Raw genomic sequence first — 15,196 nt, 5'->3', positions numbered from 1 at the left:
AGCAGGAATTCCGTTATCTGGAGTGAATAGGATCAGTATGCACACAAATAGAGAGATAACGGAATTAGCCGCTCCGCTATCTCTCTGTTTCTTTGAGTTTTACATGTGAAAAAGGAAAGAACACTTCCGCTATTGTCCTGCGCTAATCCACACGGTTCTCCATTCCCCACGCGTACATATATACAAGACGTTTTTCTTAGGTAAGCTTTATTTCTTCACAACCCCGTCGTTAGACGGAGTGATTTTCCTTGCCCGAGCTGCAAAGACCAATCGAGGTCTTGTTTCTCCAGACGAAGGGCCGGTTCACCTTCACGGAATGCATGGAGTATACCGACAAACGTCGTTTCAGTTATCTGCTTGCGGCGGCGAATGAGTGTACTTCTTCGTTTCACATTCGACAAAGCCGGAGACTCTGCCAGGTAAATTTGTTCGCCTTCAACAGCATCAAGCAGATGCAGGGCAAGCCTATCGGCTGATTGCGATTCACGGTCCCATTGCCATTCCATCACATTCTGTGAACCGGATAAATCCAGAAGCTGAATGCCCTTTAAGTAGTTGTAACCATCTGTCGAGCCCAGGCTCTCACTTTGTAATTCGCTGGTTATGCGTATACCATTCTGACCCGTGAGCGGTATTCCCTGTGTATGTAAAATCCAATCTATATCTCTCGCCTGATCACATCGGACATGGAACACATCGAACAGCAGAGAATTGGCCATTACAATTTTACGCTGCATGAATACACCAGGATAGGTTCCTCGCACTTCAGCAATCGTTTCCATAAAAGCGGTTCCTTCAATAATGGTTTTCTGCAAAAAGCCTTCTGCGCTTGCTTGGGATTTGGCCCCAATGGCAACCGTATTGTGCGCAACTGTATGCTTGAAATAACCAAAATGCATCGGATTGCCATAAGGCATCGTGCCTGCATCAGTCAGCCATGGATGTCCTTGGGCATAGAAGAGGATATTGAGCTTGTCCTGATGGCCGTGTTCTCCGCCATGCTCCCCGTAGTCCATCATTGCCATTTGGCTTTGTTCTTGGGAAGGTGACTCCCAGTTTGAGAAGATCATACCGGATCGTTTCAAATCGACAAATTCGAGCGTTTGCTGAGTCGGTTTCTTCGATTCTTGTTCAAGTGCTTCTCCGAATAACAGGCTGTATAAGGTGTTCCGCTGACTTTCCGAAACCATACGTTCTCCCATGCCAAAATGAGCGAGGGAAAATTCGTACAAATGAGAATAACGCTTCAGCTGAACCTCTCCTGAATCATGAACAGCCGGTAAAGTTCCGTCCGGGAACATACAATCAAGCGGAACCTGAAACATCCTCTGAAACCGGGGATGTTCATATAGCTTCATTTCAAAGGAAAGACCGGCGATAGCAATCATCACTTGCGCTTCCAAGGTATAGAAATGGTAACCCCATGATCCCTCGTACCAGAAGCCGTCATCGGCAAGGCTATGCTCCATTTGAAACAGGAAGCCGTTTTCGGGGTCGTCTACGACTTCCGCCATAAGAGCGTTATCACCTAAGGCAGCTGCAACTAGCGCCTTGGCAGCGTTATGATAAGTCTGCCAGTTGGATTTTTCCTTAGGATTATTTCCAATTACATCAAGAGCTGGGCGGAGCAGTCTGGATTCAATTTCATCTTGCTCTTCGGCAGTGAGTCCGCCATTGTGCTTGAGGATAGCAAAGGCCTGAGCGAGCGGTGCCAGCCAGCTGGCCTCGGATAAAGTCTGGCACTGCACTTTCCCGGACGATTTATCCGAGCCCCCAAGCTTATCATGAAGCGGGTACTGCTCATAATGAAGCGCATAATAAAGCAAAATATGGCGGGCGGTATCGGCCCAAACAAGATCTGCCTCGATTCCGTATAAAACCGCAGCATCACGGCAGCGGATACTATTGCGCCAGTGCTCGTTGGCAATGGCTACTTCATCCCAGGGAGAACCGCTCCAAATCGTTCCGCAAGCAGGGCATTGATGATGCTGCCTGTCCTGAAGTACAAGCCTTGCTCCATCATGAGGGCAGCTGTAATTATGGCTCCAGCCGCCTCCCACGAGAGGGATGTCTACTGGCGCATTTTTTACAAATTCCGCATTGGGCTCCCGAAATCGCTGGAGTGCATCGGCAGCCCAATGGTATTTCATACATTTTGTTCGAATTTGCTCGAAAAAAGCTGGAGTCCAGATGACAGTGCTCATAATGCTTCGCTCCTTTAATGGAATTCGCAGCATCCCCTTATCTATTTCGGGAGTCGCTCAAGCCCATTGTACCGAGAGGTTAGAGAGAAGTCTATGTATAAAACCGAGGCAGCCTGTGTTAAATAACGATTTTACTCAGCAATATTCAAAACTACCGGACAGTGGTCGCTGCCCATAACTTCACAGTCAATCCCGGCATCGATTAATGAAGAAGCCAATCGGGCGGATACAAGGAAATAATCAATCCGCCAACCGACATTACGTTCTCTCACTTTAGGCATATAAGACCACCATGTATAAGCGTCTGTCGTATCCGGTGAGAAATGTCTGAAGCTATCGATAAAACCTGCGTCCAGCAGTTGAGTCATCTTATCGCGTTCTTCCAAGGTAAAGCCTGAGTTGTTACGGTTGGACTTGGGATTTTTAAGGTCAATTTCTTGGTGGGCAACATTCAAATCACCGCAAATAATTACCGGTTTACGAGTATCCAGGTCAAGGAGGTAGCTTCTAAACCGGTCCTCCCATTCTAATCTGAAATCAAGTCTGGACAAATCACGTCTGGCGTTTGGGGTATAAACATTTACCAAATAAAAGGTATCGAACTCTAAAGTGATGACTCGCCCTTCCTCCTCATGGTCCTCCTCCAAGCCGTAACGCACTGAAAGCGGCTTGATCTTAGTAAAGACAGCTGTACCGGAATAGCCCTTTTTAAGAGCGTGGTTCCAATATTTGTTATATTCTTCGTCCAGTTCCAGACTAATTTGTCCTTCCTGGAGCTTCGTCTCCTGAATACAGAATATATCCGCTCCTGTTTCTTTGAAGTAATCGTTAAATCCTTTGTTGACACATGCTCTTAAACCATTTACGTTCCATGATACCAGCTTCATTATTTTATTCCCCTTGCAGTTCATAGTTATTTGTTCTTTAGTGTATCATGTCTAAACTGCATAACGCGACTCATTTCGATTTAAAATGCAGGGATGTTCGTGTTTCTTTAACGCATATAACAGATTTGCTATTGACAGCTAACAAATTCCAACCTATATTAGTTGTACATACAAAATATAAATTAAATATGGAATGAGGTTTTACTGTGGATGACAGCTTCCTGCACAATTGTTTGTTTTTTACTGCAAACCGCTTAAGTCGTGCCATTACTAAGATGGCGGAAGAAGAATTTGCAGCAACCGGATTAACCCCTATGTATGGTTACATTATTCGGCTTGTGAACGGAACGCCCGGAATTACACAAAAAGAATTATCGGAGAAATTGTACATTGCAGCTTCAACGCTGACGCGATTTATTGATAAATTGGAAGGCAAGCAATTGGTAGAGCGGAAGGTTCAGGGGAAAACTGTACTTGTATATCCAACTCCCAAAGGGCAAGAGCTGGAAGAGACGATTCGTAACGCATCCAAAAGCTTGCATCGCAGATATAATGCTATTCTAGGTTTGGAAGCTTCTGAACAGCTGTCTATGAATATGGAGTCGACAAGCGAGCAGTTGGAGCGAAAGTAATTTTTTTTCAAAATCATTTGCATGTACAACTAAAATAAGAAATGGAGTGAATACCAGATGCAAGCCAGCATGAAATCTTCGCGAATATATTACGGATGGGTGGTTGTGCTCATCGCTTTTGTAACCTTGCTAGTATCCGCTGGAATTCGCTCTATGCCAAGTATATTGATGCTGCCCTTTGAAAAAGAGTATGGCTGGAATCGCGGGTCCATATCGGCCGTCATCTCGACAGGAATATTTTTATACGGGTTAATGGGCCCTTTTTCCGCTGCACTGCTGGAGAGATTCGGTATACGAAGGATGATGGTCACCTCATTGGCGGTATTGGCCTTAAGCCTTTCAATCACGCCTTTAATGAGCGCCTTATGGCAGTTTGAAATACTATGGGGTGTCGTATCGGGACTTGCAACAGGAATGATGGCAAACGTACTGGGCGTAACGGTTACCAATCACTGGTTTGTTGAGAGGAAAGGGCTTGTTATTGGTTTGCTTACAGCCAGTGCTGCCACAGGACAGCTGCTGTTTCTTCCATTGCTTGCCCAAATTACAGTAGAAGCCGGCTGGAGAACCTCGGTGTATTCAGCTGTTGGGATTTTGGTTCTGCTGATCGTTATCGTGGCTGTATGGATGAGAAACCATCCTTATGATGTAGGTGTTGCCCCTTACGGGACGAAGGAGCTTGTTAAGCCTGATAAATTCAAAGGAAATTTGTTTCTCACACCGCTTCTTGCGCTCGGTTCAGCATTAAAGAACAAAACCTTCTGGCTGTTGGCTGGCACCTTTTTTTTCTGCGGGTTCTCGACGAATGGTTTAATAGGCACTCATCTAATTCCCGCCTGTGGAGATTATGGTATTCCCGAAGTAATGGCAGCAGGATTACTAGCTTTGATGGGCTTGTTCGATCTTTTTGGAACTACACTTTCAGGGTGGTTATCGGATCGGTTTGACAGTCGCTGGCTGCTTTTCTGGTATTATGGGCTTCGCGGTCTTTCCTTGCTTTTCTTGCCGTATGCTCTCGATTCCAGTCCAATGGCGCTCTTGATGTTCGCTGTATTTTACGGTCTTGATTGGATTGCTACAGTACCGCCTACAGTCAAGCTCGCGATGAAAGAGTTCGGTAAGGAAAAAGCCGGCATGATCTTCGGTTGGATCGTTGTAGCCCACCAGATCGGCGCTTCAACCGCAGCTTATGGAGCAGGTCTGTTGAGAGAGCTGATGGGTAACTATACGGTTCCTTTTATCGCCGCTGGTTTTGTATGTTTATTTGCTGCTTTAATGGCCATCCGGATTTCAAAAAGCAGCGGTGTGATTGTACAACCGATTCAGCAGTCTTAAGCTTGATAAAATCGGCTATAAATTTTACTGAAAAAACCGCTGTCTGGTTTTCCTTGTTATGCTAAACTGGAAAAGGATGTGAGCAGCTTATACATATTTGGGAGGGTAACTAGTATGCAATCTTGGATTAAGGAAGGCGACGTAGTATTATTTCAAGGGGACAGCATTACTGATGCAGGACGTAATCGCGACAAAGGGGATGACCTCGGCAAGGGGTATGCTCTGATGGCTGCGGCACAATTCTCTGCCTTATATCCGGAGAAGCAGGTACAGTTCATTAACCGCGGTATCAGCGGCAATCGGGTGAAGGATTTGCAGAAACGCTGGCAGGAGGATTGCCTTGATTTGAAGCCTAATGTTGTTTCCATTTATATAGGGATTAACGACACTTGGAGAAGATATGACCGAAACGATCCGACCTCTACGGAGCAGTTTGAAGAGGTATACCGTGACATACTTAAACAATCAGCCAAGCTTGAAGCCAAGCTGGTAATTATCGAGCCGTTTGTTCTCCCGGTTCCTGAGGACCGCAAGCAGTGGAGAGAGGACCTGGATCCGAAAATTACAGTAGTACGTGAGCTTGCCAGAGAATTCGGAGCCCGGCTGGTTTGCTTGGACGGCTTATTCGCTCAAGCCTCGGCACGTGCTGCAGCCTCGTTCTGGGCGCCAGATGGCGTACATCCATCTCCAGCAGGGCATGCTCTGATCGCCAAAGCATGGCTTCAGGCAGTCGGTGCAGTGGAATAAGAGTAAGGAAAGAATAAAAACGACCATCTCTTTGGGAGAAATGGTCGTTTTTGCATACTTACTCTAATCCAGCTGCAGCGTATACGTTGCGGAATGCATCGCGTGAACGCTGCAGCAGCTCCTCAGTTGGTTGCTCAAGCGGCTTAGGCGTAAGAATTTCTTGTGCTACAACTCCGGTATAGCCAATTTGCTTCAGCGCACGAAGGAAGCCTGCCAGATCTATCACTCCTTCTCCAGGAAACAGGCGATTGTTATCCAGTACGTCCGCTACCGGTACGTCTGGGGCATCGTTGATGTGCACAAGAGTGATCTGGCTTGCTTTTAGACGAAGTATATCTTCAACACCCAGCTCATTAGTGTACCAATGATAGCTGTCGAACAGCAGTCCAACATTACTTTCACCGATGGCGTCTATCCAATCCAGCGTTTCCTGCAATCCCCAGATGAATGGATTTTTCCATCGGGTTCGAAGATGATGCGGCCCTACAAATTCGAGGCCAAATTGAATTCCGTATGGCGCCAATATTTGTGCGCAAGTACGCAAACGGCGAGTAGCCAATACGGTAAAATGTGCGGCATCCTGATCAGTAGAAGGAAGCACATAAGTGACGCAGGCTGTGCATCCTACAGCCGCCGCTGCCTCAGCGTCTTTGGCAAACCGTGCAAGGCCGCGGACGAATTCTTCCTCTGTCTCACGCCACTGTACGGATAAACCGATAGTGCCGATTTGTACGCCTTTCTCTTGCAGAAAGCCGCGGACAGCTTCTATTCCTTTAGCTGCAATCCATTCTTCCAGCTCCTGGCCGCTTGCCGCAACAGCAACAAAGCCGTGTGCAGCCGCAGCTTCAATGAATTGTTCGATATTGCCCACATTGCTTCCGAGCCCAGCTCTTGTAAGACCTTTTAACATGGTTGTTTCAAGCCTCCTTATAGAAGTTGGTGAAAAATATATTAAATAGTCCAATCCAAAATAACTTCATGTCCTGTGCGGGAGGACTCATAAATGGCATCGAGGATCAAATTGTTAGTGAAGCCGGCTAATGCCGATGTAGTAGGCTGTTTGCCTTCACGGATACATTCGATAAAGTGGCGGCTTACGCGTATCCGTCCTCCTTCATCATTAGAAGGCTTAGTCAGCGATACCTCCGTTGCACGCTCGAATGTTTCGGTAAGCAGCTTGCCTTCATTACCGCGGATCGAAGCTCCCCCCTCCGAGCCCATCAAATGGATGAAATGCTGGCTATCCGTATCCATATGAACGGCCCAGCTAACTTCCAAGGAGAGCGTGCTGCCATCATCCATTTTGATTAACGCTGTAGCCAAGTCTTCAACATCGAATCGACCATTCCAATTCGGTGTGCCCCATGTGCCGATGCCGCGTTTTTTGGGGCCGAATTCGGCATAGGTGGAGCCGTATACGGACACAGGCTTGCGGTCGCCAAGGAAAAAGAAGCCGAGATCGAGCATATGTACGCCAATATCAATCAGCGGGCCGCCGCCGGACTCTTCACGTTGAGTAAACCAAGTGCCCCAGCCTGGAATACCTTTGCGGCGGAACCAGCCTACCTTGGCATTGTAAATATGCCCGAGTGCACCTTTATCAATCTGCTCTTTCACTTGCAGAGGAAGCCATTCCCATCGCATTTGATGAGGAATCATCAGCACCTTACCGCTTTCACGCTGCGCCCGTACGATGTCGCGAGCTGACGGTACATCTATGGCCATTGGCTTCTCCAACAGCACATGCTTGCCTGCTTGCAAAGCTTTTACAGCGATTGGAGCATGGTATTGGTTAGGAACTCCGATGATAACAGCGTCGATTTCCGGATCGGCAATCAATTCATCGGCTGTTGGGTATACCTTGGGAATTCCATGCTCAGCTGCACGTTTTTCTGCTAGAGGCAAGTAGGTATCCGTTGTTGCGACGATTACCGTATCCTCGGGCAGCTGTTTAAAAATATTCATGTGAACGTTTCCGATGTTGCCTGCTCCGATGATTCCAAGTCTGATTTTATCCGTTGTGCTCATTGTAATGACGGCCTCCCAAAATAAATGATTTAAGGTATGTTGCGGTATTTGATTTTATAGTAAAATGTAAGCGTATAAAATACATGCCATTTTTTATGGCGAATATCCCACTTTTTCAGTTGGCAAGGGGAGTAAATAAAATGACTGTCGTTCCCAAGTACTTAACTCATTACCCTAATATGGATTCGGAGCTGCCTTTTCATATTAAAGTCAATCAACTGGTCAATGGCTTTGAGTCACACAGGCATGATTATTTGGAATTTTCCTATGTTATTGAAGGTAGCGGTTCTGAAACCATTAATGGCGTCAAGCATTTGATGCTTCCGGGAACATTCACTCTTGTTATGCCTTATCAGTTCCATGAAATTCATTCAGATCCTGGTTTGCCGCTGCAGCTTTTCAATTGCAATTTTGGCATTCATTTGTACAGTCCCACCGAGCAGCTGCCAGGAATAGACTGGAATTCAGCGGAAGCTAATTTACCGTCATTTGTTCAAGTTGAGGGTACCGAAGAGCAGCGGAGGTTTCAATCGGTATTAGAGGAGCTAAGTGCGGAGTATTCAGGTGCGGAGCCATGGAGGAACTCATTAATCAAAGCCAAGCTGACCGAGGTGCTCGTTCGCTTTGACCGGCTCAGAAGAAGTATGCAGACTGACCTGCAGGAAGCAGCAGCATCCCATGCATATGTTAGAAAGAAGCCGAGAAGCAGTGTTTGGCAGGTTATTCAATATATTCATAACCATTACAGGGATGATTTGACATTAAGCGGATTGGCCGAACGGTTTGGGTTTAGTGTGCCTTATTTAAGCGAGCTGTTCAAAAGAGCTTTAGGCCAAAATTTTGTGACCTTCGTCCATGATGTGCGAATACGCCAAGCCTGCGGACTTTTGATATCCACTGAAATGAGTGTGCTTGAAATTGCTTTGGAAACAGGCTATGGTTCATATAACACATTCGCCCGTATATTCCGGGAGAGCAAGGGGATTACCCCTGCAGCCTTTCGTAAAGGCCATTTGCCTCAGTCGCAGCCAACGGATCCGGCTTAAAGATAACTCAAGCTCAGCTTATAAAAAAGCAAAGCCCCGGAGGACTGTATATCGCTAAGCCGATATGTCCGTTCAGGGCTGTTTATCTTTTATGGGCAACTCAACGGACCTGGATTGTGCAAGGACATTTTCCTTCTCGTCGATAACTCGAACCTGAAGCTCAAGCTTACCCGGCTTCCTTAGCAGTTCTTTAGGGATTACAGCGGATAAGCTTTCCTCAGTTTGCCAGGATGTTTCCAGCGGTTTGCCGTTCGCAAAGACTACACTGCCTATACCGAAACGGCCGCCTTTAATGGTAATCGTTTTTTTCAATAGATCAGCAATCAGCTTCTCTCCGGCTTGCAGCCGTAGAAGCACCTCTGGCGAGACGGACTGAATGATCGGATCTCCATAGCCTAATGTAAAGGTTTCGGCCAATGGCTTCTTCATTTCAGCTAATTCGTCAGAGCCGTTATATTCGGAATCGGAGCTGTCTGTTCCTGCTAATATCCTATTTTGCCATTGCTCGTACTCCGTTAGATCGGATTCGCGTATATGCATGGCTTCATAATAGGTCTTTGGCGGAATAATCGGGATTTGCTTGGACAGCCTGGACAAAAAATCGGTGTAATCGCTGCCTTTAAGCTTCGCCAATTCCAGTATATAGGGGCTTAGAAAGGATGGACTTATATATAAATTGTCCTTTCCTTCAGGCAAATAGTTATTCCAGATGAGCAGCGGTACATTATGTGTTTTTTGCAAAAAATCCGGATCGTCCTCACTCTGAATATACTTGGTTTCCTTGTAAACATAATAATCCTTCTCTAAAAAAGGCAGATGATCCCCAAAAAAGACAATAATCGTCGGCTCCTTGACTTGGCTGTAATGCTCAACCAGCTCCTGAAGCATGGAATCGGCTCCGCTAGCTCCTTGCGCATAGGTTTCCAAAATGTCGAGGGCCTCGCTGGATACATTGCCTTTTATATTGATGGTATTTCGTTTGAATTTGTTCGACCAGTAGTGGTAATGATTTTCCATAGTATTTGCAAAAATAAAATCAGGCCCTTGGCTTCGCTCGGTTTCTTCAATGATTCGTTTAGCTACGGCGTGATCGCCTATATAAGGTCCCACGAATTCATTCGGATTAAAAAATTCCATACTAATGTAACGGGTAAAGCCAAAACGGCGATATACATTCAAGCTGTCAAAATACCAGTTATGAAATGGAGTTATGGCTGTTGATGTATACCCTTGACGGGATAAAATACTGGCCAGTGAGTCAACGTCATGCTTTATAACGGTCTCATAAGCAATAGAGTCTTCCGGTAAAAAACGCATGGAATTTCCGGTCAGCACCTCAAGCTCTACATTAGCGGTTCCACCGCCAAATTGCGGCGATAGCATTTTACCGTTCGTATATTTATTTTGAAGTGCATGGAAGGTAGGGATTGGATCACGGCTAAACTTGAGACCTTCGATTTGAGTAGGATCCCAAAAGGCTTCGCTAAGTACCACAATTACATTAGGCTTGCGGGAAAGCTCTTCCTTGCTCCAATCCGTTAAAGGAGTAATTTGAAGTTCTACAGGACGGATTGGCGCAATTCCGGAGTCTGACGTCTCGAGAAATAATAATAGCACGGTGGCTGCAATCAAAGCAGTTATACGCATAGGATGGTATTTCTTGAACCACATAGACGAACTCGACTCCCATTCTTGAATGAATGATCCTATTATAGCACGGAGTCGTATAAGCATTACATAGAAAATGTAAACACTATCATTGGAAATGTTTTAAGTAATCATCGATATCAAACGGTTTATCAAATACAACATGGGCACCACAGGAAATAGCCATTTCGACATCCGCGGAATGGATATCAGATGAGTAGACTACGATACGAGTGTTTGGATTTGTGCTTTTAATTTGTTTAAGCAGCTCGAAACAATCCATAGAAGGAAGACGCATATCCATGGAGATGATATCCGGGAGTAAGGAATGAAAGGTCGATAGCACATCGGGACCATTAGAGACCTCAACTACTACCTCATGTCCGACAGAGGTCAGAACGGTTCTTAATAAACAGCGAATCGGTTTGTATTGCTCGACAACCATAACTTTTGCCATTTCAACTTCCGTATCTCCTTCCAGCAGGTTCATCTTTAATTACTGATTTAAACGGCGCTATAGGACTGTTAATGGTATAAAGCTATAAGGTGCTATGAATGGTGGTAGGAAAGAAGTGCGATGAGTAGGAAGTGAAAAAAGGTAAAAAATGGTTCTTTATGTCTATTCATAGAAGCGAAGGTAAATATCGTATTGTAAATAGTGTAAATCAAATCTACTAATATTTCACTATAAACTTTGTTAAATGACTAAATTTAGGTATAATGTCTTATTAAATTCTATTGAAAAATCAAGCTGCTTAGCATGAATTGTCATAATAAGTCGAGAGCGAGGAATATTAGAAAAATATCTCATTATAATAGATTTATTCCAATAATTCGATTGACGCGGCTTGCAGCATCCACTAAAGTTACATCCATACGCTTTTTTTCAAGGGAGGAGTGAGAGCATGAACCGCAAAATACCGCTGAATGAATATACAAGACTGCTGTCTAATTATTTGCGGCCTCAGCGCAAAAGCATCATTTGGTTATCGGTGCTTCTAGTTTCAGGCATCGCCATGCAGTTGATTAACCCTCAAATTATTCGTTATTTTATTGATACAGCAAAAACACAGGACAGCAATGAGCCTCTGTTATATGCCGCAGGACTGTTTATTGTAGTTTCATTGATTCATCAGGGCTTAACGGTGCTTGCAACCTACATAGGCGAGAACGTAGGTTGGGTAGCGACAAACAGGTTGAGGGGCGATGTGGCGGCTCACTGTATGAAGCTCGATATGACCTTTCATAAATCGCATACATCCGGCGCCATAATTGAAAAAGTCGATGGCGATATTAACAATCTGGCTAACTTTTTCTCCAACTTTGTAGTTTCTCTGTTAAGCAATCTTCTATTGGTTGCAGGAATGCTTGTTTTATTGTTCCGGGAAGGATGGCTTGTTGGCATCAGCATGACGTTGTTCGTTATTTTTGCCATTTATGCTATCCAATACATACGTCAATTTGCGGTACCCCATTGGGGGAATATGAGAGCAATGAGCTCGCGCTTCTATGGCTTTCTCGGCGAACATTTGGAAGGGACTGAAGATACGCGGGCGAACGGAGCAACAGGCTACGTTATGCACCGGTTCTATTCATTAATCCGCGAATGGCTGCCACTGCGTATTAAAGCGTTCCTTGGCTGGGCATCTATGTGGATTACAACGTTGGTTGTGTTTACGATCGGCAGCGCTGTGGCGTTTGCCATTAGCGCCGTGCTGTGGAAGCAAGGAGCAATCACACTTGGAACCGTGTACATGATCTTTTATTATACGGAATTGATGGCTAAACCGATTGAGAAGATCCGCACAGAGATGGAGGATTTGCAGAAAGCGGACGCCAGTATCGTGAGGATACGGGAGCTGCTGCAGACGGAATCGGCAATAAGAGATGGAGTAGGTGTACCGCTTCCAGCTGGTCCGCTGTCCGTACAGTTCAATCATGTAGAATTCGGCTATGAAGACGAGCTTACTACATTGCAGGATATTGATTTTCGTTTGGAACGCGGAAAGGTGCTTGGCGTGCTGGGAAGGACCGGCAGCGGAAAAACAACTCTTGCACGAATGCTGCTGCGATTTTATGATCCGCGCATGGGGGGGATCCATCTGGAAGGGGTCGATATTCGAGATACGACCTTGCAGGAATTAAGGAACCGAGTAGGGCTGGTTACGCAAAATATAGAAATATTCCAAGGTACGGTTCGGGATAATTTGACCTTTTTTCAAGAAGATATTCAAGATCAGAAAATTATCGGTGTGCTTGAGGAGCTGGGGCTCGGGGAATGGTTTCATTCTATGCCGGCAGGGCTTGATAGCCGATTGGAATCGGGCGGGGGGGGATTATCCGCAGGGGAAGCGCAGCTTGTATCATTTGCCCGTGTGTTTCTATCCGATCCCGGTTTGATTATTCTGGATGAGGCGTCCTCCCGCTTGGACCCGGCAACCGAGCAAAAGATGGAGAAGGCGATCAGCCGCTTGTTGGTTAATCGTACCTGTATTGTAATTGCTCATAGGCTGGCCACGATACAAAGGGCAGACAACATCCTCATTCTCGAACAAGGACGAATGATTGAATTCGGGGATAGAGCCCGCTTGGCGGCAGATAATCATTCCCGCTACAGCCATATGCTTCAGGTTGGAATGGAGGAGATGCTGGCATGAGTACCTTTGCGTTCTTATTGAAATTAACACGTTACCGTATTGGCTTGTATATCCTGAATGCTGTCGCATGGTCTCTCATTTACCTCGCTCCGATAGCGCCGGGTTGGATCACTAAGCAATTTTTCGATACACTGTCGGGTAACGCAGCTTATGAGTTCAGTGTGTGGACATTAATTGCTTTGCTAATTGCGTCCGCCCTTGGAAGAGTGATAATGATTTTGTTCGGGTTTATTACGGATGTTAACTTTCGTTTCCGTATCGGTTCACTTTTACGCAGAAATATGCTGAATCATATTCTTAAGGAGCCGGGTGCGAAGGCGATTCCATGCTCGCCCGGTGAAGCAATTAGCAACTTTCGCGATGATGTAGATCAGGTGGAGGAGACAGTCAGCTGGTCTGTAGACTCTTTTGGGATGACAATCTTCGCTGCGGTTTCCTTTTATATCTTATATGGAATTAATGCAACGATGACTGTGTGGGTGTTTCTGCCGCTTGTAGTAGTTGTGACAATTGCTCAGGCATCAACTACTTGGCTGCAAAAGTATCGTGCCGCAAGCCGGGAGGCTACTAGCCAGGTGACCGGGGCGATCAGTGAGATGTTCAACAGCGTGCAATCCATTCAGGTTGCCGGGGCTGAAGACAGGGTAATCGATCGGTTCAGGAAGCTGAACGATAACCGTCGTCAAGCGATGCTGAAGGATAAGCTGCTGACGCAATCATTAGACTCCGTGTTCTCCAATACAGTTAATATTGGTACGGGCTTTATACTGCTGCTCGCTGCACAGTCTATGCGGGACGGAAGCTTTACTGTCGGAGATTTTGCCTTATTCGTCTACTATTTAACGTTCGTTACACAGTTCATCCAAAACTTCGGCAAATTTTTAACCTACTTTAAGCAAAGCACGGTAGCTAAAGAACGATTAGCTTCATTAATGCAAGGGGCGGATGAAAAGAAATTAACGGAACCTCATCCGTTATATTTAAGAAAGCATGCTAAATTGCCTGATGCTTACGAAGGCTTCGAGAAGAGGCAGAGCAGAGATGAGCCATTAATTGGCCAGACTGAGGATGAGGTCGAGGCAGCTGGTGCTGAAGCTGAGGTGCAGCAGTCAATAGCTGCTGCAAGGCAGAGAGCAAAAGCTAATGAGCCGTGGGTGAAGAGCAATGGCTTAGATGCAATATCCGAAACTGCGGATCGTGACGGAAGCCTTAGTTTGCTGGAGGTACGGGAGCTGTCCTATCGTTATCCGGAAACCGGACGCGGCATCGAGAGGATAAACCTAAGCATCCCGGAAGGTTCTTTTACAGTTATTACAGGGAGGATAGGGTCGGGTAAAACAACCCTTGTTCGCACCTTGTTGGGGCTGCTGCCTATGGATCAAGGCGATATTCGTTGGAACGGAAAGAGGATTGAGGAGCCAGGAGAGTTCTTCATTCCGCCGCACAGTGCTTATACCCCACAGGTGCCACGACTGTATAGCGACACGTTGCAAAATAACATCCTGCTTGGCCTCAAGGAGGACAAAGCGCAGCTTGAGGCGGCGGTATTTGCTGCCGTGCTGGAGCCCGATATTGCCATGCTGCAGCATGGCATGGACACGGTCATCGGACCGCGTGGAGTGAAGCTGTCCGGCGGCCAAGCACAGCGAACAGCCGCGGCGCGTATGTTCGTGCGCAATGCGGAGCTGCTCGTGTTTGATGACTTGTCCAGCGCACTAGACGTCGAGACCGAGCGCAAGCTGTGGGAGCGCCTTTATGAGCATCGAAAGGCGACCTGCCTGGTGATCTCGCACCGCAAGGCTGCGCTGACGCATGCAGACCACATCATCGTGCTGAAGGACGGACGTGTGGAGGCCGAGGGCATGCTTGAACAATTGCTGCAAACGAGTGAGGAGCTCCGGCATTTGTGGAACCGGGATGCAGATAAATAAGGCAGCGACTGTGGATCTGCTGCATATTCAGTATAAGGGGCTGTCCCAAAAGTCATTTTGAGGACAACTCCTCCACCATTTT

At 46.3% G+C, this 15,196-nt stretch carries 12 protein-coding genes; 6 read left to right on the top strand and 6 right to left on the bottom strand.

Annotated features, from left to right (window positions below; all coding sequences use genetic code 11):
- Positions 1 to 215: 215 nt before the first annotated feature.
- Together ACFQ0C_RS00860 and ACFQ0C_RS00855 are read right to left on the bottom strand one after the other, a co-directional pair.
- Entirely contained in the window at positions 216 to 2,204 is a 1,989-nt protein-coding gene (locus ACFQ0C_RS00860) for a heparinase II/III domain-containing protein (RefSeq protein ID WP_379363042.1), read from the bottom strand.
- Between the two features lie 131 nt (positions 2,205 to 2,335).
- On the bottom strand, positions 2,336 to 3,091 hold the full coding sequence (locus ACFQ0C_RS00855) for an exodeoxyribonuclease III (RefSeq protein WP_379363040.1): 756 nt from the start codon (positions 3,089 to 3,091) through the stop codon (positions 2,336 to 2,338).
- Between the two features lie 206 nt (positions 3,092 to 3,297).
- Here ACFQ0C_RS00855 and ACFQ0C_RS00850 point away from each other — a divergent pair, with 206 nt between their 5' ends.
- The 3 genes from ACFQ0C_RS00850 to ACFQ0C_RS00840 all read left to right on the top strand — a co-directional run bounded on the left by ACFQ0C_RS00850 (position 3,298) and on the right by ACFQ0C_RS00840 (position 5,805).
- A complete protein-coding gene (locus tag ACFQ0C_RS00850; RefSeq protein ID WP_258215623.1) occupies positions 3,298 to 3,723 on the top strand; it encodes a MarR family winged helix-turn-helix transcriptional regulator in 426 nt (141 codons plus the stop codon).
- 57 nt (positions 3,724 to 3,780) lie between these two features.
- Positions 3,781 to 5,058: an MFS transporter gene (locus ACFQ0C_RS00845; protein WP_379363037.1), complete on the top strand. Its 1,278-nt coding sequence runs from the start codon at positions 3,781 to 3,783 to the stop codon at positions 5,056 to 5,058.
- A gap of 114 nt (positions 5,059 to 5,172) precedes the next feature.
- A complete protein-coding gene (locus tag ACFQ0C_RS00840) occupies positions 5,173 to 5,805 on the top strand; it encodes an SGNH/GDSL hydrolase family protein (RefSeq protein ID WP_379363035.1) in 633 nt (210 codons plus the stop codon).
- 58 nt (positions 5,806 to 5,863) lie between these two features.
- Here ACFQ0C_RS00840 and ACFQ0C_RS00835 read toward each other — a convergent pair whose 3' ends face one another.
- Together ACFQ0C_RS00835 and ACFQ0C_RS00830 are read right to left on the bottom strand one after the other, a co-directional pair.
- A complete protein-coding gene (locus tag ACFQ0C_RS00835) occupies positions 5,864 to 6,715 on the bottom strand; it encodes a sugar phosphate isomerase/epimerase family protein (protein WP_379363033.1) in 852 nt (283 codons plus the stop codon).
- A 41-nt stretch (positions 6,716 to 6,756) separates the two neighbouring features.
- Complete coding sequence (locus ACFQ0C_RS00830; protein ID WP_379363031.1) at positions 6,757 to 7,833, bottom strand: Gfo/Idh/MocA family protein; 1,077 nt, start codon at positions 7,831 to 7,833, stop codon at positions 6,757 to 6,759.
- Between the two features lie 140 nt (positions 7,834 to 7,973).
- On the opposite strand from ACFQ0C_RS00830, the gene ACFQ0C_RS00825 reads away from it, so the two are divergent.
- On the top strand, positions 7,974 to 8,879 hold the full coding sequence (locus tag ACFQ0C_RS00825; RefSeq protein ID WP_379363029.1) for a helix-turn-helix domain-containing protein: 906 nt from the start codon (positions 7,974 to 7,976) through the stop codon (positions 8,877 to 8,879).
- Positions 8,880 to 8,951: 72 nt separating this feature from the next.
- Here the strand turns inward: ACFQ0C_RS00825 and ACFQ0C_RS00820 are convergent, their stop codons facing one another.
- A complete protein-coding gene (locus tag ACFQ0C_RS00820; RefSeq protein WP_379363027.1) occupies positions 8,952 to 10,550 on the bottom strand; it encodes an LTA synthase family protein in 1,599 nt (532 codons plus the stop codon).
- Positions 10,551 to 10,635: 85 nt separating this feature from the next.
- The gene (locus ACFQ0C_RS00815; RefSeq protein WP_258215616.1) at positions 10,636 to 10,983 is read right to left on the bottom strand and encodes a response regulator; all 348 of its coding nucleotides are present in this window, start codon (positions 10,981 to 10,983) and stop codon (positions 10,636 to 10,638) included.
- Positions 10,984 to 11,431: 448 nt separating this feature from the next.
- Here ACFQ0C_RS00815 and ACFQ0C_RS00810 point away from each other — a divergent pair, with 448 nt between their 5' ends.
- Together ACFQ0C_RS00810 and ACFQ0C_RS00805 are read left to right on the top strand one after the other, a co-directional pair.
- The gene (locus tag ACFQ0C_RS00810) at positions 11,432 to 13,183 is read left to right on the top strand and encodes an ABC transporter ATP-binding protein (RefSeq protein WP_379363024.1); all 1,752 of its coding nucleotides are present in this window, start codon (positions 11,432 to 11,434) and stop codon (positions 13,181 to 13,183) included.
- Positions 13,180 to 15,114, top strand: a complete 1,935-nt coding sequence (locus tag ACFQ0C_RS00805; RefSeq protein ID WP_379363022.1) for an ABC transporter ATP-binding protein — start codon at positions 13,180 to 13,182, stop codon at positions 15,112 to 15,114. The genes ACFQ0C_RS00810 and ACFQ0C_RS00805 overlap by 4 nt, the downstream gene beginning before the upstream one ends.
- Positions 15,115 to 15,196 lie beyond the last annotated feature (82 nt).

Origin of the sequence: Paenibacillus sp. GCM10027630, assembly GCF_042676305.1 — a bacterium.
GTDB lineage: Bacteria > Bacillota > Bacilli > Paenibacillales > NBRC-103111 > Paenibacillus_S.
This window is presented reverse-complemented; position numbering and strand designations above follow the sequence as displayed.